The following is a 23,976-nucleotide window of genomic DNA, read 5'->3' as shown; positions in this document are numbered from 1 at the left end:
AAATCCCCCACACCCCCTGTCGGGAAGCGCACTCAACCGAGGTGTCAGAAGGATCCCGCCCATGCCCCTGTCGTCCGGAATCGAAAGCAAATACCCCTGGCTTGTCTGGCTTCGAGCCGTTCCCGGGGGGCTTCTTCTCGCTCTCTGGCTCGTGGGCTACACCTTCATTTTCGACCCCTCCACGTCGGACAGCCAGCTGACGTTCTACTATTGGGTCACCTCCCTGGTGATGATCCCAGCCCTTCTGGCCCTGGGGTTCCTGGCCTATGCGGCGTTTATCCCGACCTGGTCCCGGGACGAGGAGCGCCCCTTCTGGCGCGTCGTCACCGTGTGGATGCTGGTCTGGGCACTGGGGGCCTTTCCCGCCTGGTGGCTCGCGACCACGCTGTTTGATATCGGGCCCCTGTTCTCGCACCCGAGCTCGTCTCCGTTCTTTGCCCTGTTCATCTATCCCGCGGTGGTCTACTCGCTGTGGCCGGTGAAGGCCGCCTATCTGCGGATTGCGGGACGCACCGTCCTGGCGGTGCTGGCGGGCTATGCCCTGTTCTGGGGCGCGGTCTCCGCCTATTGCGCCACCAGCGTTCAGCGCAGCGCCCTCGAGATCGCCCCGGAAGCCGAGAGCCAGTTGTTCATCGCCCGGACCCTGCCCTCGGATCCGGTGCTCTATCACCCGGTGGACGCCTCCTGGCCCTGGTACGTCTACCAGCACAAGCGGGCCCGCTGGCCGGATCCCGAGCACGGCAACCCGTACTCCGTGGTCCTGGAAACCGGCGGCGAGCGCTATTTCTGGTCCTTCTGGAAGAACCGCTTCGAGCCGTTCCCCGCCGAGCCCGCTCCGGAGGCGGAACCGCAGACCGATGACATGGACAGCACGGCTGCCCAACCGACAACAGACCCAGCGGACCCCGTATCCACCGACAGCGAGGCTACCGAACCGGCGCCCGCCCCGGCCCCGACCCCGGAGGCCCGCTAGCATGGCCCGGAACCGGACACCGCGCGGCGACGCGCCCGCCTTCACCACGCCGCCCACCTCGGCGGAGCTCGAGGCCCTGGCCCAGGATGCCTTCCTGTCCGTCCCCGAGGTTCTGCGCGCCCACTGCCGGGATATTGTTGTGCGGATCGAGGAGTTCCCCGAGGACGATGTCCTGCGGGATCTGGAGCTGGAAAGCCCGTTCGATCTTCTGGGCCTGTACGACGGCGTGCCCGTGAACCACCGGTCGGTCCAGGATCTTCCGCGCCGCCCGGACATGATCTTCCTCTACCGGGTTCCCCTGCTGTGCTACTGGGTGGAGACTGGCGAGGATCTGTCCGGCCTGGTCCGCCACGTGATGATCCACGAGATCGGCCACCACTTCGGCTTCTCGGACGACGACATGGAGGAACTGGAGCGCCAGGCGCCCTGATCGCGCTCCGGTCCCGGGGGCGACAGCCGAACGCGGAACGCAAAAAAGGGCTCCCGGGGGAGCCCTTTTTTCTGTCCGTATCCCTAGCCGGACGCCGGGTCAGGCGGACCGCGCCCCACACCGGCGGCACCCACGGGCGCCGCCTCAGGCGTGGCCGGACGGTCCGCTCTCCGGGCCGTCACCGGCGCTCTCGGGAAGCAGGTCCGCGTGATCGCGCGCCCGGCGCTCCAGCCGCCGGAACGACAGGAACGACAGCGGAATCAGCGACAGGTACACAAATCCGGCAATGCTGAGGGTAAACCACGGCGCCGTGGCCAGAAGCCCCACAAGAACCCCCACGCCGACCATGATGGGCAGAACAGCAATCTTCGGCACCCGGGTCTTCTTGAAGCTGAAGGTCGGAATGCGCGAGATCATCAGCAGGGCAACGGCGATCAGAACGCCTCCGGCCACCACGGGGTGGGAGAAGAAGTCCTCCCAGTCGGTGGCGAAGGACAGGAACATCGGCAGCATGGCAAGCCCCGCCGCCGCCGGAGCCGGAACCCCCGTGAAGTAGTTGTAGGCCCAGGGAGGAAGCTCCTCCTCGCCCATCAGGCTCGTGTTGAAGCGGGCCAGGCGCAGACCGCAGCACACCACGAACAGAAGCACGATGGCCCAGCCGATGCCTCCCGCATTGGACATGGTCCAGAGATACAGGAGAATGGCCGGAACGACGCCAAAGCAGACGAAGTCGGAAAGGCTGTCCAGTTCGGCTCCGAACCGGCTGGTGACGTTGAGCAGACGGGCAATGCGCCCGTCCACCCCGTCGACCACCATGGCAATGATCAGCGCCACGGCGGCCTTTTCAAAATCCGGCTGCTCGCCCAGCCCGAACCGTATGGCCGTCAGCCCTGCACACAGCCCCAGAAGGGTCACCACGTTGGGGACGATTTTCGCGAGGGACAGCCCCGGAGCCCTCTGGGGGTCGGTGGGGCGGGCGGACGGAGTACCGGGAAAGCGAGCCATGGGATCTGCTGCCTTTTACTAGCGCTGCACGGCGGTCCACGCCGCCTCTTTCGAGTTCAGGTCCGCGATCACCGTCTCACCGGAGATCATGGTCTGGCCCGGAACCACCGTCGGGTTGACACCCGGAGGCAGGAGAATGTCCACCTTGGAGCCGAAGCGGATCAGGCCCATGACATCGCCGGTCAGGACGGTCTGGTTTTCCTTGATGTCGCAGCGGATGCGCCGGGCAATCTGCCCCGCGATCTGGGTGAAGGCCACCTGGCGGTTGTCGGCGGTCTTGACCACCACGGCGTTGCGCTCGTTTTCCTCGCTGGCCTTGTCGAAGGCGGCGTTCATGGTCTTGCCCTTGGTGTACACGATCTTCGTGACCGTCCCGCCGACCGGAACCCGGTTCACGTGCACGTCAAAAACGCTCAGGAAAATGCTGACGCAGACCCGCTTGCCACCCTCGAGGCCCAGCTCGGCCGGCGGCTCCACCTCGCCGATGGCCTGGACGATGCCGCTTGCGGGCGCGACCACCAGGCCCGGCTTGTCCGGAACCATGCGGCGGGGATTGCGGAAGAAGTACAGAACAAACGTTGTCAGAATCAGACCGACCAGAAGCCAGAACGTCCCCCCGATGGTGAGCAGCACCAGCGTGATCAGGGCAGCGATTCCGACGAAGATCTTTCCCTCGGAATGGAAGGGCGGCTTCAGGTAGGTTTTCCAGTCAATGTTTACGCGTCGCATCTTCAATTCCCTCCAGATACGATTGAGCCCGTTGAAACGCGCGAAAATAGCCTGCTTCCGGCCTTCGGGGAAGGGGTCAGGGATCTTTTCCGGCCTCATCCGACGGGGGAGCGCGCAATTTCTGCCCCGGATAGATCAGGTCCGGGTCGCGGATCTGGTCCCGGTTGGCATCAAAAAGAACGGTGTAGCGCCAGCCGCTGCCGTAAACCTGGCGCGCCAGGGTCCAGAGGCTGTTGCCCGGGCGCACGATCACGACCCGGTCCCCGTCCTCGGACAGGGCGCCCGGGGGCTCGAACGTGGTCTCCACCCGCTCCTCGACCTGCCGCGCGTCGGCCGAAATCCGGTCCACCCGCAGGGTGTGGCGGCTTGCAGAGAGGACGGCATCCAGGGTCAGGGCCCAGCGCCCGTCTTTCCCGACGCTGACCTGGCCCCGATACTCGTCGTCGAGGTAGAGGCGGACTTTCTGGCCTGCAGCGCCGGTGCCCCGGACGACCACGTGTCCGGACGCATCGGAGTCCACGCTGACAATGCCCAGCTCACCCGGCTTTGACCCGGGCTCGGCCCCCTGGAGCACCCGCACCGGGATCCGGGTGTCATCGGGCTGGGAGAGGATCAGCACCTCGGCGTCCTCCCCGGGGAGGGGCACGAAAATCAGCAGGGCCTCGGCGGCGACAAGAACCGTCTTGTCCGGAAGCACGATCTCGGCCTGGAGCAGCCGGTCACCCGGCTTCATGGGCGTGTCGGGAGAAAACACCCACTCGCCCCGGGCATCGGCCTGCGTGGAGCCGAACAGGACTTCATCAAGATAGAACCGGAGCTCCGAGCCCTTTGGCGCCTTGCCCGCCGCCACGAAGGAACCGTTCTTCTCGACGCGGATCACGTCAAAGGACGGCTTGATGTCCGTCGCCGGAGCAGCCTCCCCGGCCGCCCGGGCCTCGGGGCTCGGGGCGGGCGCCGCCGTCGCAGCCGGAGCCTCGGACGCGGCCCGGTCCTGGCCCGGAAGGGCGCGGGCCGCGCGGACCGGCTCCCGGGGCTCTTCCATTGCATACCGGGGCGGGGCCGACAGCACATGATAGACCACAAACACAATCGCCCCGGTCAGAAGGGCCACAACCAGCCACAGAAGCATGGTGTAGCCTTTTCCTCCCGAGCCCCGGGGTTCCTCGCTGTCGGTCCCGGCGGACAGGTCGGGAAGGTGCAACACAGGCTCGGAGCCGGACGGCGAGCCCGTCTCGGGGGGCCTGTCTCCACTCGGGCGGTCTTTCCCGTCGGCTTCATGTGCAACCGAGCCGTGTTCCTTGTCGCGGGGTGTATCGATCACGTTTTTCTCCCTTGCGCTGCGGAAAGCGTATGCGACTATACCTCATAATGGGGGCATGGACGAACCCCCAAAGACAAGCCACTTGCGTTTTCGCGAGTGTGCGAGCAAGGTTGCGTGCCCGATTCTTCAGGAATCGTCCCCACAGCGTTCGCAACCGGGAGGCTTGTCCCTTCCGCCGCGACGCTGTTTTTCTTTCGGATACGGTTCCGGGGAGTCCGCCCGGCCCCTCCGGCTCCTTCCCGGCGCTGCGTCCGGCGCCGCCCTCCCCCGGTGCTCTGTCTTCCAGACGCCGCACGCCCGTACTGCGACACTTCAGGAGTTTCCTTCATGTCTGATTCACCCAGCGCTCCCGCGCGCGTCCCGGTTTGGGACTGGCCCGTCCGTATTTTCCACTGGGGCATCGTTGTCCTTCTGGCTCTTCTGTACCTCTCGGGGCACAGCTGGGGGCAGGAGAACCTCCACCTGACGATGGCCCACCACATGTTTCTTGGGAAGCTCGCGCTGACCTTTATCGTTTTCCGGGTTCTCTGGGGCTTTGTCGGCAGTGACACCGCCCGCTTTGCGAACTTCCTGAAAGGCCCGTCCGCTGTCCTGGCCTATCTCCGCCACGTGAAGGCCGGAGGCGCCTTCACCGGTCTGGGGCACAACCCCCTGGGCGCCCTGATGATGGTGGCCCTGATGGGCCTGATCGGCCTGACCGCCATCACCGGCCTGTTCACCACCGACGACATCATGACCGACGGCCCGTTTGTGCACCTGGTCTCGGCGGCCACCGCGGAGACCCTGTCCTGGATCCACCGCAACCTGTTTGACGTGATCCTGATCCTGGCGAGCGTGCACATTGCCGCAGCGCTGTTCTACAAGTTTGTCCGCAAGGACGACATCATCACCCCGATGATCACCGGCTACGAGAGCAAGGTCATCCCGGCGAAAGAGCCCCACTTCGTTTCGGAGTCCACGGCCCTGAACTGGTTCCTGGCCTGCGCTGTGATTGTCTGGGTTGGCATCCGTCTGATCGCCGGAGCCTGACGCCGGCTGGCGACCCGGGCCCGAACCGGACGGGTTGCCCTCGCCCGACCGGGCGCACTCCTTCGGGTGGAGAGGTCACGGCTTCTCCACCCCGCACCGCCCGCTGCCCCCTGTCCCCGGGGGCAGGGAGCCCGATCCGGCCAGCGGTCTGGACAGGCGGGGCAGCCGCAACGCCCGGCATCCGGGCCGTCCTGCCAGACCCCGGGTTGTCCGGCCAGACGACGTCCAGCGTGCGCGGAACCAGCCGGCCCGACGCCCCCACACTCCCGATTTTTCTGAAAGACATACAGACCGCCCGGCCCCACACGGGATGCCGGAGGGTATCCGTTACGGCCCCGATACCCGCCGGCTCGACCGGAAGCCCGGGTCTGTCCCCGGGCCCGCCGGCGCCTAGTGGGCGCTGGCCCAGTTGTCCCCCACGCCCACGTCCACCACCAGCGGAACGGTGGTCACGCCCCGCTCGTCTGTCAGGGCGACGGTCTGCTCCATGATCCGGCGGATCACGGGGATCGTGAAATCCACCTCGACCTCCGGAACCTCGAACACCAGTTCGTCGTGGACCTGCAGAAGCATGCGGCCGGTCAGGGCTACCTCCTCCAGAGCTCCGGGCAGGCGGACCATGGCCCGCTTGATGATGTCCGCCGCTCCGCCCTGGATGGGGGCGTTGATGGCCTGGCGCTCGGCAAACGCGCGCAGGGGCGGGCTGGTGTCGTTGATGCCGGGGACCGGAATGCGCCGTCCCAGCGGCGTTTTCACGAAGCCATGGGTGCGGGCGTACTCTTTGGTGGCCTCCATGTAGGCCGTGATTTCCGGGAACCGGTTGAGGTAGGCCTCGATGAACCGGGCGGCCTCCGAGCGGGAGATACCCAGCTGCAGGGCCAGACCGTGGGCGCTGATGCCATAGATGATGCCGAAGTTGATGGCCTTGGCCTGACGGCGGATCACCGGATCCATTCCCTCGACGGGAACCCCGAACACCTCGGAGGCCGTGATGGCGTGAATGTCGTCCCCCCGGGCGAAGGCCTCACGCAGGGCCGAGACCCCGGCCACATGGGCCACCAGGCGCAGCTCGATCTGGGAGTAGTCCGCGCTGAGAAGCTTCATGCCCTCGGCGGCCACGAAGGCCTCGCGGATTTTCCGGCCGTCCTCGGTGCGGATCGGAATGTTCTGAAGGTTCGGCTCCACCGACGACAGGCGCCCGGTGGAGGTGACGGTCAGGGAGTAGGTCGTGTGGACCCGGCCCGTCCGCGGGTCGATATCGCGCACGAGGGCATCCGTGTAGGTGCTCTTGAGCTTCTGGTAGCCGCGCCAGTCCAGGACTTTCCGGGGCAGCTCGTGGCCCTCGCCCGCAAGCTGCTCCAGGATCTGGGCGTCCGTGGACCAGGCCCCGGTCTTGGACGAGCGCTTGCCGCCTTCAAGCTTCATCTCGTCGAACAGGATCTCGCCAAGCTGGCGGGGGCTGCCCACGTTGAAGGACCGCCTGGCGAGCGCGTGGATCTCCGCCTCCAGGTCCGCCATGGCCCGGGAGAAGTCCGCCGAAAGCTCCCGCAGGCGGGGGGCATCCACACAGACGCCCTCCTCCTCCATACGCGCGAGGGTCGGGATCATGGGCCGGTCAATGGTCTCGTAAACCCGCACGAGCCGGTCACGCACAAGCCGGTCGCGCAGCAGCATGTAAAGGCGCAGCGTGATGTCGGCGTCCTCGGCCGCGTAGTCCCGCGCCTGGTCCAGCGGAACCAGGTCAAAGGAGGTCACGCCCCCGACCCCGGTGCAAACGGCGCCGAAGGGGGTGGTCGTCCGCCCCAGGTGGAGCCGGGCCAACTCGTCGAGCCCGTGGCGGTGGGTGGTCCCGTCCAGCACATAGCTGAGAACCATGGTGTCCTCGAGCGGGGCCGGGAACGGCAGGCCGGCCCGGATCAGAACGTGCAGGTCATACTTGATGTTGTGCCCCACCTTCAGGACCGTCTCGTCCTGGAGGAACTGGGCCAGACGGATCAGCGCCTGGGGCGCGTCCTCGATATTGCGCACGGAAGACGCGGGGTCCGCACCGCCTGCCTCGGGGCCGTCCAGCAGGTTCCCCTGGGCGCTGCCACCGCTGCGGTGGGCGAAGGGGATGTAGCACGCGCGCCCCGGAGCCACCGCCAGGGACACGCCCACCAGCCGGGCCTTGCGGGTGTCCAGCGAGTCCGTTTCCGTGTCGATGCCTACGGTCCCGGCCAGCCGGGCCTGGTCGAGCCAGTCGTCAAGCTCGTCGATGGTGGTGACCAGGTGGTAGTCATCCGGCGCACCGATCACCTTCCGCAGAACCGGGCTCATGTCGCCCGGCACGGGGCCCTCGGACGCAGACGCCGGTGCCACCGTCGACGATCCCGCCGCCGATCCTGTGGACCCGGAACTTGCCGCCCCGGCCCCCGATGCCTCCGGTGCCGCAGACGCTCCGGCGGTCGCACCCTCCGGCGTTGCGGACTCCACACACAGGGCCTTGGCCCGCCCGGCCAGGGACCGGAACGAGTTGGTCTCGAGAAAGTCCCTGACCCTGGAAAACTCCGGCGGCCGCACCCGGAAATCCTCGAACGAGAGCTCCAGCGGCACATCATCCCTCAGGCGCACCAGATCCCGGGACACCCGGGCGGCCTCGGCGAACTCGATCAGGTTCTCGCGGCGCTTCTTCTGTTTGATCTCCTCGGCCTTCTGGAGAAGGGTGGCCAGATCCCCGTACTCGATAATCAGCTGGGCGGCGGTCTTGACCCCGATCCCCGGGACGCCGGGAACGTTGTCAACCGAATCCCCCGCCAGGGCCTGCACATCGACCACCTTGTCGGGAGGCACGCCGAACTTGGCCTCGACCTCCTGGGGGCCGATGCTGCGGCTGGTCATGGGGTCGAGCATGTCGACACCGTCCCCCACAAGCTGCATCAGATCCTTGTCCGAGGACACGATGGTCACCGGCAGGTTCTCTTCCCGGGCCCGGCGGGTCAGGGTCGCAATCAGGTCATCGGCCTCGAAACCCTTCTGCTCCAGGCAGGGGAGACCGAAGGCCCGCACCGCCTCGCGCACCAGGGGAAACTGGGGGATCAGATCCTCGGGGGGATCCGGACGATGGGCCTTGTAGGCGGAATAGATCTCGTTGCGGAAGGTGGCCCGGCCCGCATCGAAAATGACCGCAATATGGGTGGCCCGGTTCTCGTTCAGGAACTTGATCAGCATGTTGGTGAAGCCGTACACCGCTCCGACCGGCGTTCCGTCAGTCCGGCTCATGGGCGGCAGGCTGTGGTAGGCCCTGAAGATGTAGCCCGAACCGTCAATCAGCATGAGATGGGCGGCCGCTGTCATTCGTTTCTGTTCCTTACAAGGGGTCCGTAACCGGAAATCCGGGGGACGGGGCCGCCGCTGCGGGCCGCTCCCGGTGAACTGCGCGCGCGGGCTAGACGACGCCCTCGAGAAGGCGGTGGGCTGCGTCCACATCCGCGGCAATCTGGGCCTTCAGGGCGTCGATCCCGGAAAAGGACTGCTCCGGGCGCAGATAGTGGTGGAAGCGCACACGGAGGGTCTGACCGTAGAGATCGCCCGAGAAGTCAAAGAGAAAGACCTCCATCACCGGCTCGGTCCCGCCGAAGGTGGGGCGCAGGCCGAAGTTGGCAACTCCTTTAAGGAATTGGGTTTGCGGTCCTTTGTCAACACCGGCGGTGATGGCGTACACCCCCATGGCCGGCGCCATGAGGTCCACCGGCTTCAGGTTCGCGGTGGGGAAGCCGATGGTGCGGCCCCGGGCGTCGCCGTGCTCGACGCGCCCGTCCATTTCCCAGGGATGGCCCAGAAGGGCGTTGGCGTCGGTGAGCTGCCCCTGCCGCAGGGCGTTGCGGACGCGGGTGGAGGACACGATCTCGCCGCCCTCGTCCAGGACCGGCATGACCGCAGTCACCCCGAAGCCGCGCTCCAGCCCCATGGACTGGAGAAGGGGCACATCGCCCTCGCGGTTCTTGCCGAAGCCGTAATCGTGGCCCACCACCACGTGGCAGACCTCCAGCTCCCGCACCAGGATCTCCTCCACGAACCACGCGGCGCTACCCATGGCCAGGGTCTCGTCAAAGAGCTGGGCAAAGAGGAAGTCCGCGCCCTCCTCCTCGATGCGACGCGCCTTGGTCCGGAAGGTCGAGAGGGCAAAGGCCGGCAGGTCCGGCTGGAAATAGCGCCGCGGGTGCGGCTCGAAGGTCATGACCCCCAGGGGAACCGCGAGATCCCGGGCAATGGCCCGCGCCGTTCCAATAACCCTCTGGTGACCGAGATGGAACCCGTCAAAGTTGCCAAGAGCGAGACAGCACCCCTTCAAGTCCTGTGGAAGGGAAAACGCATGGCGCACAACGCGCATGGGAGGACTCCGGATCGATTGGGCGAAAAAAAGGGCCGGCGTGGCAGGACCGAAAGCAATGACACTCTGAAACCATATACTTTTTGTGCAGGAAAAAAAGCACAAACGGTCCGCCGGTCAGGGCCCGGGAGCCTCCAGATGGCGCATGCGCGCCCGGAATTCCAGTAGGTCACGCCAGGCAAGACGCTTGTGCTCCGGCGTTCGGAGAAGATAGGCCGGGTGGAAGGTGGCCAGGACCGGCGTCCCCGCGCTCTCGCCCTGCACCGCCAGATCCCCCCAGCGCCCCCGCAGGCGGGTGATGCCCTCGGTCCGGGACAGAAGGGTCTGGGCCGCAAGCCCCCCCAGGGCCAGGACAAGCCGGGGCCGGACCAGGTCAAGGTGCCGGCTCAGGAACGGAAGGCACAGGGCAATCTCATCGGCGGTGGGGCGCCGGTTGCCGGGAGGCCGCCAGGGGATCACGTTGGAAATATAGGCGCTGGAGCGGTCCAGCCCGATGGAAGCCAGCATCGCGTCCAGCAGCTTCCCCGACACCCCGACAAAGGGGATGCCCTGCCGGTCCTCGTCCGCCCCGGGCGCCTCGCCCACGATCATGATGCCGGACTGCGGGTTGCCCACCCCGAACACGGTGTTGGTCGCGGTCCGGCGCAGGGGACAGGCGGAAAACGAATCGAGGGCGGCCTGGAGATCGGGCAGGGTCCGGGCGGCTCCCGCCAGCTCCCGCGCGCTGCGGCACACATCGGCAAGGGGATCGGCCCCGGAGCCCGGAAGCGGAGGCACCGCAGGCGCCCCGGCGGCACGGGCCGGTGCGGACCGGCCGGGCACCGGCTCGCGGCGGGAGGGAGCGCCCGCACGGGGGCCACCCGCCAGCCCCGACACGGGGGACGACGCCGGCGACGACCGGGACGGCGCGGCGCGCTCGGCCGCGTGCCGCTCCGAAAGAAGAAAGCTGTCCTGGGGGGTGTCCTCCACAAGCACGTCAACGCCCGCCTCCCGGTACCAGTGCAGCAGGGCAACGGCATCGGCAGGGGACAGGACGGGCATGTTCGAGGAGGGACTGGCCATGATGCGCCCATGGTCCGGTATAAGGGCCCGGTACGCAAGCCCCTTTGAGGGGCCCCAAGCGGGCCTCCGGCCGCTCCCCATCCGTGGCAAGGAAGACACACAAGCAAAAATTTTACAACGAACCGGGGTTCGTGACATTGGAATGTCTTTACGAAGCCTGAAAAACCCGGTATTCCGAGAAAATGAGGGTTTTCCTGTGGATTTCGCTGCTTTGCGCGCATCCGGTGCGGATGCCGCTGTGATGCAAAAGTGCAACAGCCCGGAGAGACCCGGTTTCGGAGTCGCAGATTGTGCGAACGGCGGAGTCGTGCCTTGGGAACCTTCGGTTCTCCGCTGCTTTTACCTGGGCGAATGCGGGTCCAAGGCGCCGGCGTTCTGGAGTGGGGAATGAGGGGCTTTCGGCTCTGGCTGGCAAGCGCAATAGCGGTCACCGCTCTTGTGATCGGAGGACATGCGCTCCACGCCTGGTATGCGAAGCGCAACGCGGTCTGGCTCCCCTCTCCGGCGGGAGCGTACCTGACTGCCCGCTATGCCGAGGTCAACGGCGACATAGAAAAGGCCGCGGTCTACTATGCCGCAGCCCTGGCCGCCGATCCGGACAACACGCTCCTTCTGCGCCGCACCTTCACCTTTGCTGCCATTGACGGGGATCTGGCCTCGGCCGCGGTCTATGCCCGCCGCCTGGAGGCCCTGGAGCCCCTGCCCTCCCTTGCCCAGCTTCTCCTGGTCACGGACGCGGTGCGCGACGGGCACCTGCGCCAGGCCGAGCGGCGTCTGGGCCACATGGCGCGCCAGGGAATCAATGCCTTCATCGTGCCCATTGCGCTGGCCTGGGTCCGCTATGGGGAGGGCGACCCCGAGGGGGCCTTCGCAACCCTCGAGATGATGGACACCAACGGCTCCTTCAAGGCTCTGGGCCAGCTGCACCGGGCCCTGATCGAGGAGGCCATGGGCGACCGGGAAGGCGCCCAGCGCTCCTACGACCGGTTCCTTGCCCTGGCGGACCAGCCGCTCCAGCTTCGGGGGCTCCAGCTTGCGGCCGGGTTCCTGGCCCACAACGGGCAGAAGACCCGGGCGCTGGATCTGGCCCGGGCCTATGCCGAGCGGTTTCCCGATTCGCTGCTGCTGGACAACGCCCTGCGGGACATCGACGGGCCCCGCGCCACTCCGGCGTCGAACGCCCGCGAGGGGCTTGCGGAGCTCTTCTATGGAGCCGCCTCGTTCCTGGCCTATGACGACTATCAGGGGGCGTCGCTCTTCAATCGCATGGCGCTCTACCTGCGGCCGGACTTTCCTCTCAGCGAGCTGCTCATGGGGCAGCTGCTGCTGGACCAGGGCCGCTTTGAGCAGGCCGACGACTTCTTCCGGAAAGTCCGGCGCTCGGAAAAGAGCCTCGCCCTGCTCGCGGGCCTCGAGGAGGTCAAGAGCCTGCGGGAGCGCCAGAGGGTGGACGACGCCGTCACGGCCCTTCGCAAGATCATTTCCCGCTACCCGGGCCGGGTGCTGCCGCGGCTTGAGCTGGCGGACACCCTGAGGGTCGAGGGGCGGTTCGAGGAATCCGCCAAGGCCTATACGGACGCGATCGGCCTGATCCGCAGGCCCTCGGAGCGGCACTGGGTCATCTATTTCGGGCGCGGCGTCTGCCTCGAGCGCACGGGACACTGGGAGGCCGCCGAGGCCGACTTCGTCCACGCGCTGGAGCTGAAGCCGGACCAGCCCCTGGTGCTGAACTACCTGGGCTACTCGTGGGTGGACCGGGGCGTCCGCCTCCGGGAGGCCCGCACCCTGATCGAGCGCGCCGTTGCCCTGCGCCCCAAGGATGGCGCCATCATCGACAGCCTGGGCTGGGCCCACTTCCGGCTGGGGGAATACGACCAGGCGGTCAAGGTTCTGGAGTGGGCCGTGCGGGAACAGCCCAACGACCCGACCATCAACGACCACCTGGGCGACGCATACTGGATGGTGGGGCGCACCCGGGAAGCCGTATTCCAGTGGAACCGGGCCCTCGCCCTGTCCGCGGACGACGACCTGTCCCGGACCCTGAGAGCCAAGATCGCGTGGGGACTGACGCCCTCCGGGGAGCCGGCCTCGGAACCCGCACGAGACCCGGGCCAGGAACAGGGCAACGAACCGGTTCCCCCCGCCGAACGCAATACACTGAACGGACACACCGAGCCATGACCCCTGTCCCCGCCGTCACGGAAGCCGCCTGCGCCAAGATCAACCTCTCGCTTCACGTGACGGGCAAGCGCCCCGACGGCTACCACCTCCTGGAAAGCCTGGTGGTCTTCTGCGGCGTCCACGACACGGTCCTGGCCGAGCCGGACAGCGCCGGGCTCTCCCTTCATGTGGTTGGCCCCGGAGCCGAGGGCCTGTCCGCCGAGAACGACAACATCATGCTGCGTGCGGCCCGGGCGCTGGCGACCCACGTGGGGCGCGCGCCGGATGTGCGGCTCACCCTGATCAAGAGGCTTCCGGTGGCGTCGGGAATCGGCGGGGGGTCGGCCGACGCGGCGGCCACCCTGCGCGCCCTGATCCGCCTGTGGGATCTGACGCTGAACCCGGATGCCCTCATGGCCCTTGCCCTGGAGCTCGGTGCGGACGTGCCGGTCTGCCTGGCCGGGAAAGCGGTGATGATGCGCGGCATCGGCGAGGATCTGGATCCCCTGCCCGCCCTGCCCCCGCTGTGGATGGTGCTGGTCAACCCGCGCCGCCCCGTATCGACCGCCGCCGTGTTCAGGGGCCTTGCCGGACGGTACCGGACACCGCTGGCCTCTCCGGATCCGACGGCCGGACCGGAGCGCTTCCTTTCGGACCTGGAGGCCTGGCACAACGACCTGGAAGCCCCCGCCCGCGAGGCAGAACCCTCGGTCTCAGAGGTTCTGGACGCCCTTGCGCTCACTCCCGGCGTCAGGCTGGCCCGCATGTCCGGAAGCGGCGCCACATGCTTCGGCCTCTATGAGACGCGCGAGGAGGCCGAAGCCGCCGCCCGCGCGATCCAGGCCGCCCGGCCCGACTGGTGGGTCGCCCCGGGCCCGGTCCTGTCCGACACCGCGCATCAGGCGCCCTCGTCCGACCGAGGGTGATGCCGCCCCGGCCACTCCCTTAGAGGACCCCGTCCAAAGCCGACACACGCCCCGGCCACTCCCTTAGAGGACCCCGTCCAAAGCCGGCGCCGGATTTGCGGGAACGGGCGGGACCACGCTCCCGGGGCTCGTCGTTAACCCTGTACCGTCCCGGACACCGCCAGACCCCGAAACCGGTTCAAGAGACCGCCACAGGCACAGGAGCCCCTGACAGGGGCGCGGGGCCGCCCCCCTCCAGCCCCGCAAAACTATCAGTCCGGCCCTGTAGTATAAAACGCGCCCACGGCCCGGCTTCACCCAAAAAAACCCGGCCCCTATACTCTCGGTATACCGGCGCGCAGACGGCCCAGACCCCCGGACTCGACTAAAAACCGCCCGAAATACGGGAACCATCCGAAGCACTCGCTCCGCGTTGCCGGACTCTCCCTCCCTGACAACAGCGCGCCGACTTTTTCCTGAATTTTCAAGGGTTATCCGGACCGAATTCGCGTCCCCTGGCCCGCCACCGGGGCGCGCTGGCCGGGAGAACCGCACCTATGCTGCGAGACCAGGGGCCGTTTTTGTGTTTTTTATGCAACACTGTTTGAAAATCAACACTTGCGTTTGCTTCCACGGTTGACCGGAAGAGTTCGGGAACGCTAGCTTCTGAGACAGGCATCGGGTCCTGCTTCAGGATGGGAAGGAAGACGGAACCGAACCGCTATCAACGTCTAAGAATTCTGGTAAGAGGATTTTCCGGGATGAAGAAACTTCTTTTGGCGACCACCACCATTGCAGGTGTCAGCCTTGCTGCCGGCAGCGCAAGCGCCGCAGAAAAAATCAAGCTCGAGCTTGGCGGTTACATGGAAGAGTACTTCGGCGGCGTGAAGACGCTGACGAAGGGCCTCAACAGCGACGGCCGCAAGGCTGGTGGTCGTGACGGCTTCGGTATCGACACCGAAGTGCGCGTTTACGTTCAGGGCTCCACGGTTCTGGACAACGGCCTGACGGTCGGCGCGTTCATCTCCTTCATCGGCGAGGGCCACACGGACGACGGCCAGCAGAACGTCGAGGAGCAGTGGGCCTACATCTCCGGTGACTTCGGTGCCCTGTACGCCGGTGAGCGTGACGGTGTGTTCGACCAGTTCGCCGTTCGTGCCCCGAATGTTACGGGCCGCACCGGTCAGGACATCGTCGAGTGGAGCAAGTACTCCGGTGGCACCGAGGCAGGCGCGGACACCCGTGTCCCCAGCTTGGAAACCACGCTTGACGACAACTCCCCCCGCGCCACCTACGTGACCCCGTCCTGGTACGGCCTGTCCGCCGGTGTGTCGTTCGCTCCGCGCAGCGAGATTGGCGGCATCAACGGCGTGCGCGTCCGTGAAAAGCGCACTGGCTCCAACGAAGTTCAGGCCGGCCTGGCCCTGGACACTGCCGTTGGCGACTGGGGCATCATGGCGGACGCCTCTGTGGCCACCACCCTCGACGGTGTTGACCGCTGGGCCTACCGTTCCGGCCTCGTGCTGACCTACGGAAACTTCGCCATTGGTGGTTCGTACCTGGGTACGTCCGCTTCTGACAAGGAGCGCAAGGGCGGCAAGGCTTGGGAGCACGGCGGGGTTCCCTCGGGCAACAACATCGTTTTCCGCTCGGACGTCTGGGAAGCCGGTATGTCCTATGAGGTTGGCCCGTACGCTGCCAGCTTCACCTACAGCCAGAACAACAGCGACTTCGGTGACGCGCTTGCGTTCCAGCTTGGCGGCGCCTACAAGCTCGGCCCCGGCATCACGGCGGTTGGCCAGGTGTTCTACGCCGAGACGGACGGCAACTTCGGTCGCGACGACAAGCGCTCCGGCGTCGGTGCCCTGTCGGGTCTGATCCTCGAGTTCTGATCCTAACCGGATCGGTACGTGAAACGGCCTCCTTCGGGAGGCCGTTTTTTTGTGCCCGTCACCCCCTCAAAATGGGGCTGGGCGGATTTTTCATGCGACACCCCCTTGCGTCCCCGGACCGCACCCTTTAGCTTCCCAGCTTCTGATGCGAGCACGAACAAACGAGGGCCCCATGAACGACGATCTTCCCGACGACGACGACCTCCCGAGAACCAGCCCCACGGTGAATCTCGAGGGCCTGGCAGCCGACCAGTTGCGGTCGTTCATCGAGCGCATCGAGCGGCTTGAGGAAGACAAGGCCAACATCGCCACGGACATCAAGGAAGTCTACTCCGAGGCCAAGTCCTCGGGCTTCGATGTCAAGATCATGCGCAAGATCGTGAGCCTGCGCAAAAAAGACCGCCACGAGCTGGCCGAGGAAGAGGAACTCCTGGACCTGTACCGTGCGGCGGTGGGCGTCTGACCCACCCCTCCCACCCCATGACCGGTCCTGCGTGGCGCGTCCCGTCTGTTGGAACGCCTCTGCGGGGCCCTTTTCGCCCGAGTCGCCCTCCGCCCGTCCCGATTCACACCCTTCGGGCGGAAAATTGTCCGCTCCACCCGGGTCGCACAGTCGCTTTTTGGTGGAAAAGTTCGCGCTCTGGCGGTGAAAATTGGCCGACAAACGCAAAAGATTAATGCAATGACTCAAGAGACCGGTGTACAGGGTTGTAATTGGATAGAAATTTAACCCTTGTTCGTTTACCGTAAAATCGGTAATAAGAGTACCTTGCAACACCTCTTCCGGGCTGCCCCAAAAAGGAGACCGAAGATCATGACATCGGACAGTCACTTCCCCCCGGCTCCAAGCCGCCGGGCCTTTGTTTCGTCCCTGGCGGCCGGTCTTGTCACACTGAGCGCCTTCCCGGCGTTCGCGGCGAAAAAGACGGCGCCGCTGCCCCCGGCCATTCCCCTTCGTGACGAACCCGAGTACCGCTCCCTGTCCTTCCTGAATCTTCACACGGGCGAGCGCCTCTCGCGGGTCTACTGGGAAAAGGGAGCCTACGTTTCCGGGGCCCTGAACGACATCAACCGCGTGCTGCGCGATCACCGGACCGGCGACATCCACACCATTGACCCGTCCCTTCTCGACCTCCTGCATACCCTTCGGACGGATCTCGAGACCCATGAGCCGTTCCAGGTCATCAGCGGATACCGCTCGCCCCACACCAATGCCATGCTGAACGCCCGAAGCAAGGGCGTCGCGAAACGCAGCCTCCACATGGACGGCATGGCCATCGACATTTCCCTGCGGAACCGGTCCCTGGCGGCGGTTCGCAATGCGGCCCGCTCGCTCCAGAGGGGCGGGGTCGGGTTTTACCCCCAAAGTGGCTTTGTTCATATCGATACGGGCAGGGTCCGCTCCTGGTAAACGCACCGGAACCGCTTTTTTCCCGCCTGTCCCGGAGAACAGACTGCTATGAACCGGCTTCTCGGCTTCCTTCTGACGCTGGCTCTTCTGGCCCTTGGGGCCTTCGGCTACGCGACCTGGTCCGGAACCCCCCTTCCCACCGCCACGCTCTACACCGACGAGCCGCCGGCTCTTCTGGATGACGACGACTGGTGGCGGCCCTCCAATGACCTGTACAGCGCCTATGCGGGCCTGCCGTCCAGCCGCGGCGACCGCAACCAGATCGACGTGCGCCCGTACCCTGTGCCTCCGGCCCAGCTGTACGACATGATCCGGGGCATTGTCCTGACCACGCCGCACCTGCGCGTGCTCCGCGACCACCCCGACAGCGGACGCCTGGACGTGGCCATCCGCAGCCCCATTCTGGGCATTCCCGAATTTGCCAGTGTTCAGGTGTTCCGGGAGTCCGACACGTCGTCGAGCCTGCGCATGGTGTCGCGCTCCCAGGAGGGGGCCTGGCTGCCCGGATCCCACTACTCGCGCCTGGAGATCTGGCTTGCGGAGCTGGAGCGCGCCCTGAGAGCGGCACGCGAGGCCCCCGCAGACTCCGCCCCGGCCGCGAACGGCGCGGTGTCCGGTCCGGGTTCGCCCTAGCGGGGACCGGCCGCCGGATGCGGGTGCTCCCGGCCCCACCCCGGCGCGACACCCGCCAGTCCCGGCACCCTCCCCACAGCGCGCCCGCGCCCATTCCCGACACCACCCCCGGCCGGCGCGCCCGTGCGACATCGCTGGACACGGGCCGGTTCCCCGGCCCTTTCCCTCGACAAGTCCGGGGCCGGGTGATATGTCGTGGCTCTCTTTTTCCATCCGTCAATCGCGAGATCGGGGACGAACAATGGCTGCTTTGCAGAGCGTGCGGGGAACGCACGACAGTTTGCCCGCGGAAGCCTTCGCCCACCGCGCCATCGAGGACACCGCCCGCGCCGTGGCCGCCCGCTTCGGCTATGGCGAGATCATCACGCCCATTTTCGAGTTCACGGACGTGTTTGCCCGCACCCTTGGCGACACCTCGGACATCGTGACCAAGGAAATGTACACCTTCGAGGACCGGTCCGGGGACTCCCTGACCCTGCGTCCCGAGGGCACCGCCGGTGTGGCCCGGGCCTTCATCTCCGAGGGCCTCGCCCAGTCCGTGCCCGTGAAGCTGTTCTACCGCGGGCCCATGTTCCGCCACGAGCGCCCGCAGAAGGGCCGCCTGCGCCAGTTCCACCAGGTGGGCGTCGAGCTTCTGGGCGTCGAGGGCCCCGAGGGTGACGTGGAGGTGCTGTCCATGGGCGCCCGCCTCCTGGAGGCCCTGGGCCTGCTGGAGCACACCGAGCTGCACCTGAACACCCTGGGCGACGCCGAAAGCCGCGCGGCCTACCGGGAACGCCTGATCGCCTATTTCCAGAACCACGAGAGCCGCCTGTCCGAGGACAGCCGCAACCGGCTTCACCGGAACCCGCTGCGCATCCTGGACTCCAAGGATCCGGGCGACCGCGAGATCGTGGCCGGCGCCCCGGTCCTGCAGGACAGCCTGAACGACACCAGCCGCGCCTTTTTCGAGAGCGTGCGCCGGGGGCTCGACCTGCTGGAGATCCCCTATGTGGTGGATCCGCTGCTGGTCCGCGGGCTGGACTATTACTCCCACACGGCGTTCGAGTTCGTCACAACCCAGCTTGGCGCCCAGGGCACGGTCCTTGCGGGCGGACGCTATGACGGCCTCGTCAAGCAGATGGGCGGCCCGCCCACCCCCGGCATCGGCTGGGCCGCGGGCGTCGAGCGCCTGGCCATGCTGCGTGGCCTGGAGGCCGCTCCCCTGCCCCGCCCGCTCGCCATGATCCCCGTCAGCGGCGACACCGTGGACGAGGCCACCCGCCTCGCGGACCGCCTGCGCCGCGCTGATTTCGCAGTGGATGCCGGCTACTCGGGCAACATGACCAAGCGCCTCAAGCGCGCCAACAAGGCCAACGCCCGGGCCGCGATCCTGGTGGGCCCCGACGAGCTGGCGCAAAACGCGGTCCTGGTGCGGGATCTGGACACCGGCGACCAGGAGCTTGTGGCTCTGGACGCCCTGGAGCAGACCCTCGCCCGCTTCCGCTAGCCCGCACGCCGGGCCCGCGACCGCGGCCGACCGGAGCGCCGCCCCCTGAGGGGGCTTGCCGCCGGAGACCATCCCCGGACCGGGCCCCGCAGACGAACCCCGAACCGAGGCCCGGGGCCGGACACCGGCCCGCCCCGGCCCCTTGCCCCCCGGGGTTGCAGACCCTCACGACGCCAGCCCCACAGCCCCAAAGCCTCGCGCACGGGCCCCGGCAGGCGGACAGGACACCGGAGCCCGCGGGCTCCGGGCCCAGGGATCCGGACTCCCCGGCCGCTGCCCTCCTGGCCCGGCCCGGTCCGATGCCCGACCGACCACACCCCCGGGGGGCCCCGCTGCCCAGGCAGTCCGGCCCGGTCCCCGACCACCGACACCCCCGGTTTTCCGGACCCCGAGAAACCGGCAGGACGAACAGGAGCCCACAGCGTGAGCATGGACGAAAAACTGTCGCGGATTGTTGCGCGTCACGACGAGGTGAGCGCTCTTCTGGCCAGCGGCGAGCAGACCGGGGATGTCTTCGTGCGCCTGTCACGGGAGCTGTCCGAGCTGTCCCCGGTGGTGGAGGCCGTCCGCACCCTGGAGGCCGCCCGCGACGCCCGCGCCGAAACCGAGGCCCTTCTGGCCGATCCGGAAATGGCAGGCCTGGCCCGCGAGGAGATGGAGCGCCTGAACGCCGAGATCCCCGAGCTGGAGCAGGCGGTCCGCCTCTTGCTTCTGCCGAAGGACGAGGCCGACGACCGGGGCGTGATCCTGGAGGTCCGGGCCGGAACCGGCGGCGACGAGGCCGCCCTGTTCGCCGGAGACCTTCTGAAGATGTACATGCGCTACGCCCAGGCCCACGGCTGGCGCTTCGAGGTCATGGACTCCAGCGACACGGATATCGGCGGCGTGAAGGAGGCAAGCGCCTCCATCTCGGGCAAGGGCGTCTATGCGCGCCTGAAGTACGAGTCCGGTGTCCACCGGGTCCAGCGGGTTCCGGAAACCGAGGCCGGGGGCCGGATCCACACCTCCGCCGCCACGGTCGCCGTCCTGCCGGAGGCCGAGGAGGTCGATATCCAGATCGAGGAAAAAGACCTGCGGGTGGACACCTACCGCTCCCAGGGCGCCGGTGGCCAGCACGTCAACACCACCGACAGTGCGGTGCGCATCACCCACATCCCCTCGGGCGTGGTGGTCCAGTGCCAGGAGGAAAAGTCCCAGCACAAGAACCGGGCCAAGGCCATGCGCATGCTCCGGGCCAAGCTGTACGACCACGCGCGCTCGGTCGCCGACGACGCCCGGGCCGAGGCCCGCCGGGTCCAGGTGGGCTCGGGCGACCGCTCGGAGCGGATCCGCACCTACAACTTCCCCCAGGCCCGGGTGACCGATCACCGTATCGGCCTCACCCTCCATCGCCTGGAGGAGGTTCTGGCGGGCCCCGGCCTTGACGAGATCATCGATCCCCTGATCGCCGAGGACCAGGCCCGCTCCCTTGCGGAGTTCGAGAACCGCTAGGGACGCGACCGGGTGACGGCAGGCGAAGACGCAATGACCCCCGCGCCCGGAGGCTCCCAAATCGGAACGGTCTCCGCGGGGCGACACGACAACCCGCGCCCGCCGACCGCAAGCGCACCGCCAGGCTCCCATGACGGCCCCCCGCACCCGGACACCCGAGTGCGGGAACCGGGCCACACCGGTGACGCGCGGCGCCCCGCCCCACCCGGCCATAAGCATACGTCACGGCCCGCGCATCGCACGGGGGCTTCCGCCTTCCGGATGCAAAAGCCGCCCCCGGATGCCCATAAAGCGTTCTTCTGGCGGCTGCGCTCGTTTTTTGCTTGTATGCACTGCGCCACATCCTTAAATCATTGCGTTGACCGTCCTTTCCGGAAGTCACCTGTTCCCCTCCCTGAATTTGGACCGATCCATGAGCACCACTTCGGAAATCCGCCGGACCTTCCTGGATTACTTCGTCAAGAACGATCACCGCGAGGTGGCCTCGAGCCCCCTGGTGCCCCTGAACGATCCGACGCTGATGTTCACGAATGCGGGCATGGTTCAGTTCAAGAACGTCTTCACCGGAGCGGAGACCCGGCCCTACAACCGGGCCACGACCTCCCAGAAGTGCGTCCGGGCGGGCGGAAAGCACAACGACCTGGACAACGTGGGCTACACGGCGCGCCACCACACGTTCTTCGAGATGCTGGGGAACTTCTCCTTCGGCGACTACTTCAAGGACGAGGCCATTGCCCAGGCCTGGGAGCTGATCACGAAGGTCTACGGCCTGCCTCCGGAGCGCCTGCTTGTGACGGTGCACTCCACGGACGAGGAAAGCGCCGGCATCTGGCGCAAGGTGACCGGGTTCCCGGATTCCAAAATCCTGCGCATCCCCACCAGTGACAACTTCTGGGCCATGGGGGACACGGGCCCGTGCGGACCGTGCACCGAGATCTTCTACGACCACGGCGACCATATCCCCGGCGGCCCCCCGGGCAGCCCCGATGAGGACGGCGACCGCTTCATCGAGATCTGGAACCTGGTCTTCATGCAGTACGACCAGCGCACGCTGGACGAGCGCGTCAGCCTGCCGCGACCCTCTGTGGATACGGGCATGGGCCTCGAGCGCCTTGCCGCCGTCCTCCAGGGCAAGCACGACAACTATGATATCGACCTGATGCGCCGCCTCATCGAGGCCGTGGCCCAGATCGCCGGAACCGATCCGGACGGGCCGCACCGGGTCTCCCACCGCGTGATCGCCGACCACCTCCGGGCCTGCGCGTTCCTGATCGCGGACGGCGTACTGCCCTCGAACGAGGGGCGCGGCTACGTCCTGCGCCGCATCATGCGCCGCGCCATGCGTCATGGCCACATGATGGGCTGCCGCGATCCGCTGATGTACCGCCTTGTGCCCGCCCTGTGCTCCGCCATGGGCGACCAGTTCAACGAGCTGAACCGGGCCGAGCCCCTGATTGTCGAGACCCTGCGGCTCGAGGAAACCCGCTTCCGCCAGATGCTGGAGCGGGGCCTGCGCCTGCTGGACGACGAGGTCGCCGGGATGGAGGCCGCCAGCCGCACCGAGCTGGCGGGCGACGTGGCCTTCCGCCTGTACGACACCTATGGCTTCCCGCTGGACCTGACCCAGGATGCCCTGCGGGCCCGGAGCATGACGGTTGACGTCTCCGGCTTCCAGACCGCCATGGAGCGCCAGAAGGCCGAGGCCCGCAAGGCCTGGGCCGGATCCGGCGATTCCGCGACCGAAACCCTCTGGTTCGACGTTCAGGACCGCTTCGGCGCCACCGAATTCCTGGGCTACACCGGCACCTCGGCCGAGGGCGTCATCCTGGGCCTGGTGGTGGACGGCACGCTGGTCAACGAGGCCGCGCCGGGAACCGAGGTGCTGCTCATTGCCAACCAGACCCCGTTCTATGCGGAATCCGGCGGCCAGTCGGGCGATGCGGGCGTCATCTCTGTCGAGGGCGGCGGCCGGGTTCTGGTCCGTGACACGGTCAAGAAGCTGGGCGCGCTGCACGTTCACGTGGGCACCGTCGCCGACGCCACCGTGTCCACCAGCCAGAAGGCCCACTTCGAGGTGGACCGCGAGCGCCGCAACGGCCTGCGCGCCCATCACTCGGCCACCCACCTGCTGCACGAGGCCCTGCGCCGCCGCCTGGGCAAGCACGTGACCCAGAAGGGCTCGCTTGTGGCCCCCGACCGCCTGCGCTTTGACTTTGCCCAGCCCACGCCCCTGACCCGGGAGGACCTGGCCGCCATCGAGGCCGACGTCAACCGCGAGATCCGCGAGAACACCCCGGTGATCACCCGCCTCATGGAGCCCGAAGACGCCATCAAGGCCGGCGCCATGGCCCTGTTCGGCGAAAAGTACGGCGACGAGGTCCGGGTCGTGTTCATGGGCAGCCCGGACGACCAGGATACGGAACGCACGTTCTCCATCGAGCTGTGCGGCGGCACCCACGCCGCCCGGACCGGCGACATCGGCGTGTTCAAGATTGTCTCGGAAAGCGCCGTCGCCTCGGGCGTCCGCCGCATCGAGGCCGTGACCGCCGCCGCCGCCCTGGAGTGGATCGACGAGAAGGAACAGCTGGTGGACTCCCTGGCGCGCCTCCTGCGCACCGCCCCCGCCGAGCTGCCCACCCGTCTCCAGGCCATGATGGACGAGCGCAAGAAGATGGAGCGCGAGCTCTCGGACATGCGCAAGAAGCTGGCCACCGGCGGCGGAGCCGGACCGGCGGGCGACGCTCCGAAGGACGTCGGCGGCGTTCCCTTTATCGGCCGCGTTCTGGACGGTGTGCCCGGCAAGGATCTGAAGGGCATGGTGGACGAGATCAAGGCCAAGGCCGGATCCGCGGTCATTGCCTTGATTTCCGTCGCGGACGGCAAGGCCTCCCTGGTCGTGGGCGTGACCGACGACCTGAAGGGCCGCGCGGATGCGGTGGCTCTGGTGAAGGCCGGGGCCCAGGCCGTGGGCGGCAAGGGCGGCGGCGGACGACCGGACATGGCCCAGGCGGGCGGTCCGGACGGCGACCGCGCCGGCGAGGCCCTGGCGGCCATCGAGGCCGCGCTTGCCGGCTGAC

Annotated in this window: 18 protein-coding genes; 12 read left to right on the top strand and 6 right to left on the bottom strand. The window is 67.4% G+C overall.

Going from position 1 to position 23,976, the window contains the following annotated elements; all coding sequences use genetic code 11:
• Positions 1 to 61: 61 nt before the first annotated feature.
• Both IHV25_RS03075 and IHV25_RS03070 read left to right on the top strand, forming a co-directional pair.
• Positions 62 to 973, top strand: a complete 912-nt coding sequence (locus IHV25_RS03075; RefSeq protein ID WP_192533525.1) for a hypothetical protein — start codon at positions 62 to 64, stop codon at positions 971 to 973.
• Between the two features lies 1 nt (position 974).
• Positions 975 to 1,403, top strand: a complete 429-nt coding sequence (locus IHV25_RS03070) for a metallopeptidase family protein (RefSeq protein WP_192533524.1) — start codon at positions 975 to 977, stop codon at positions 1,401 to 1,403.
• A gap of 144 nt (positions 1,404 to 1,547) precedes the next feature.
• Here the strand turns inward: IHV25_RS03070 and IHV25_RS03065 are convergent, their stop codons facing one another.
• From IHV25_RS03065 to IHV25_RS10620, 3 genes are all read right to left on the bottom strand, one after another.
• Entirely contained in the window at positions 1,548 to 2,408 is an 861-nt protein-coding gene (locus tag IHV25_RS03065; protein ID WP_192533522.1) for a CDP-alcohol phosphatidyltransferase family protein, read from the bottom strand.
• An 18-nt stretch (positions 2,409 to 2,426) separates the two neighbouring features.
• Entirely contained in the window at positions 2,427 to 3,137 is a 711-nt protein-coding gene (locus IHV25_RS03060; RefSeq protein ID WP_192533520.1) for a phosphatidylserine decarboxylase, read from the bottom strand.
• A 76-nt stretch (positions 3,138 to 3,213) separates the two neighbouring features.
• Entirely contained in the window at positions 3,214 to 4,458 is a 1,245-nt protein-coding gene (locus IHV25_RS10620) for a LysM peptidoglycan-binding domain-containing protein (RefSeq protein WP_192533519.1), read from the bottom strand.
• 327 nt (positions 4,459 to 4,785) lie between these two features.
• On the opposite strand from IHV25_RS10620, the gene IHV25_RS03050 reads away from it, so the two are divergent.
• Positions 4,786 to 5,487 (top strand): cytochrome b/b6 domain-containing protein, encoded by a 702-nt coding sequence (locus tag IHV25_RS03050; protein WP_192533517.1) that lies wholly within the window; start codon positions 4,786 to 4,788, stop codon positions 5,485 to 5,487.
• 390 nt (positions 5,488 to 5,877) lie between these two features.
• Here IHV25_RS03050 and polA read toward each other — a convergent pair whose 3' ends face one another.
• The 3 genes from polA to IHV25_RS03035 all read right to left on the bottom strand — a co-directional run bounded on the left by polA (position 5,878) and on the right by IHV25_RS03035 (position 10,918).
• The gene (gene polA, locus IHV25_RS03045; protein ID WP_192533516.1) at positions 5,878 to 8,820 is read right to left on the bottom strand and encodes a DNA polymerase I; all 2,943 of its coding nucleotides are present in this window, start codon (positions 8,818 to 8,820) and stop codon (positions 5,878 to 5,880) included.
• A gap of 91 nt (positions 8,821 to 8,911) precedes the next feature.
• Positions 8,912 to 9,856, bottom strand: a complete 945-nt coding sequence (locus IHV25_RS03040; RefSeq protein WP_192533514.1) for a bifunctional riboflavin kinase/FAD synthetase — start codon at positions 9,854 to 9,856, stop codon at positions 8,912 to 8,914.
• 117 nt (positions 9,857 to 9,973) lie between these two features.
• Positions 9,974 to 10,918 carry a uracil-DNA glycosylase gene (locus IHV25_RS03035; protein WP_242018740.1) on the bottom strand — a complete coding sequence of 315 codons (945 nt, stop codon included), beginning with the start codon at positions 10,916 to 10,918 and terminating at the stop codon, positions 9,974 to 9,976.
• Between the two features lie 387 nt (positions 10,919 to 11,305).
• Here IHV25_RS03035 and IHV25_RS03030 point away from each other — a divergent pair, with 387 nt between their 5' ends.
• The 9 genes from IHV25_RS03030 to alaS all read left to right on the top strand — a co-directional run bounded on the left by IHV25_RS03030 (position 11,306) and on the right by alaS (position 23,975).
• Entirely contained in the window at positions 11,306 to 13,099 is a 1,794-nt protein-coding gene (locus tag IHV25_RS03030) for a tetratricopeptide repeat protein (protein WP_192533512.1), read from the top strand.
• Entirely contained in the window at positions 13,096 to 14,004 is a 909-nt protein-coding gene (locus IHV25_RS03025) for a 4-(cytidine 5'-diphospho)-2-C-methyl-D-erythritol kinase (protein ID WP_192533511.1), read from the top strand. Before IHV25_RS03030 ends, IHV25_RS03025 begins: the two co-directional genes overlap by 4 nt.
• 740 nt (positions 14,005 to 14,744) lie before the next feature.
• Complete coding sequence (locus IHV25_RS03020) at positions 14,745 to 15,875, top strand: porin (RefSeq protein WP_192533509.1); 1,131 nt, start codon at positions 14,745 to 14,747, stop codon at positions 15,873 to 15,875.
• A gap of 172 nt (positions 15,876 to 16,047) precedes the next feature.
• On the top strand, positions 16,048 to 16,338 hold the full coding sequence (locus tag IHV25_RS03015) for a DUF2312 domain-containing protein (protein WP_192533508.1): 291 nt from the start codon (positions 16,048 to 16,050) through the stop codon (positions 16,336 to 16,338).
• A 351-nt stretch (positions 16,339 to 16,689) separates the two neighbouring features.
• Positions 16,690 to 17,286: a peptidoglycan L,D-endopeptidase MepK gene (gene mepK, locus IHV25_RS03010; protein ID WP_192533506.1), complete on the top strand. Its 597-nt coding sequence runs from the start codon at positions 16,690 to 16,692 to the stop codon at positions 17,284 to 17,286.
• A 48-nt stretch (positions 17,287 to 17,334) separates the two neighbouring features.
• Complete coding sequence (locus IHV25_RS03005; protein WP_192533504.1) at positions 17,335 to 17,919, top strand: hypothetical protein; 585 nt, start codon at positions 17,335 to 17,337, stop codon at positions 17,917 to 17,919.
• Positions 17,920 to 18,160: 241 nt separating this feature from the next.
• Positions 18,161 to 19,408 carry a histidine--tRNA ligase gene (hisS, locus tag IHV25_RS03000; protein ID WP_192533502.1) on the top strand — a complete coding sequence of 416 codons (1,248 nt, stop codon included), beginning with the start codon at positions 18,161 to 18,163 and terminating at the stop codon, positions 19,406 to 19,408.
• A gap of 423 nt (positions 19,409 to 19,831) precedes the next feature.
• On the top strand, positions 19,832 to 20,899 hold the full coding sequence (gene prfA, locus IHV25_RS02995; protein WP_192533501.1) for a peptide chain release factor 1: 1,068 nt from the start codon (positions 19,832 to 19,834) through the stop codon (positions 20,897 to 20,899).
• 412 nt (positions 20,900 to 21,311) lie between these two features.
• On the top strand, positions 21,312 to 23,975 hold the full coding sequence (alaS, locus tag IHV25_RS02990; RefSeq protein WP_192533499.1) for an alanine--tRNA ligase: 2,664 nt from the start codon (positions 21,312 to 21,314) through the stop codon (positions 23,973 to 23,975).
• Position 23,976 lies beyond the last annotated feature (1 nt).

It is taken from the genome of Phaeovibrio sulfidiphilus, from assembly GCF_014861485.1.
In the GTDB taxonomy this organism is placed as follows: domain Bacteria; phylum Pseudomonadota; class Alphaproteobacteria; order Rhodospirillales; family Rhodospirillaceae; genus Phaeovibrio; species Phaeovibrio sulfidiphilus.
Note: the sequence above shows the minus strand (reverse complement) of the source record. Positions and strands in the feature narration are given on the sequence as shown.

Coding starts and splice junctions, on each gene's coding strand:
- IHV25_RS03075 (WP_192533525.1), top strand. CDS start 62: ATGCCCCTGTCGTCCGGAATCGAAAGCAAATACCCCTGGCTTGTCTGG.
- IHV25_RS03070 (WP_192533524.1), top strand. CDS start 975: ATGGCCCGGAACCGGACACCGCGCGGCGACGCGCCCGCCTTCACCACG.
- IHV25_RS03065 (WP_192533522.1), bottom strand. CDS start 2,408: ATGGCTCGCTTTCCCGGTACTCCGTCCGCCCGCCCCACCGACCCCCAG.
- IHV25_RS03060 (WP_192533520.1), bottom strand. CDS start 3,137: ATGCGACGCGTAAACATTGACTGGAAAACCTACCTGAAGCCGCCCTTC.
- IHV25_RS03050 (WP_192533517.1), top strand. CDS start 4,786: ATGTCTGATTCACCCAGCGCTCCCGCGCGCGTCCCGGTTTGGGACTGG.
- polA (WP_192533516.1), bottom strand. CDS start 8,820: ATGACAGCGGCCGCCCATCTCATGCTGATTGACGGTTCGGGCTACATC.
- IHV25_RS03040 (WP_192533514.1), bottom strand. CDS start 9,856: ATGCGCGTTGTGCGCCATGCGTTTTCCCTTCCACAGGACTTGAAGGGG.
- IHV25_RS03035 (WP_242018740.1), bottom strand. CDS start 10,918: ATGGCCAGTCCCTCCTCGAACATGCCCGTCCTGTCCCCTGCCGATGCC.
- IHV25_RS03030 (WP_192533512.1), top strand. CDS start 11,306: ATGAGGGGCTTTCGGCTCTGGCTGGCAAGCGCAATAGCGGTCACCGCT.
- IHV25_RS03025 (WP_192533511.1), top strand. CDS start 13,096: ATGACCCCTGTCCCCGCCGTCACGGAAGCCGCCTGCGCCAAGATCAAC.
- IHV25_RS03020 (WP_192533509.1), top strand. CDS start 14,745: ATGAAGAAACTTCTTTTGGCGACCACCACCATTGCAGGTGTCAGCCTT.
- IHV25_RS03015 (WP_192533508.1), top strand. CDS start 16,048: ATGAACGACGATCTTCCCGACGACGACGACCTCCCGAGAACCAGCCCC.
- mepK (WP_192533506.1), top strand. CDS start 16,690: ATGACATCGGACAGTCACTTCCCCCCGGCTCCAAGCCGCCGGGCCTTT.
- IHV25_RS03005 (WP_192533504.1), top strand. CDS start 17,335: ATGAACCGGCTTCTCGGCTTCCTTCTGACGCTGGCTCTTCTGGCCCTT.
- hisS (WP_192533502.1), top strand. CDS start 18,161: ATGGCTGCTTTGCAGAGCGTGCGGGGAACGCACGACAGTTTGCCCGCG.
- alaS (WP_192533499.1), top strand. CDS start 21,312: ATGAGCACCACTTCGGAAATCCGCCGGACCTTCCTGGATTACTTCGTC.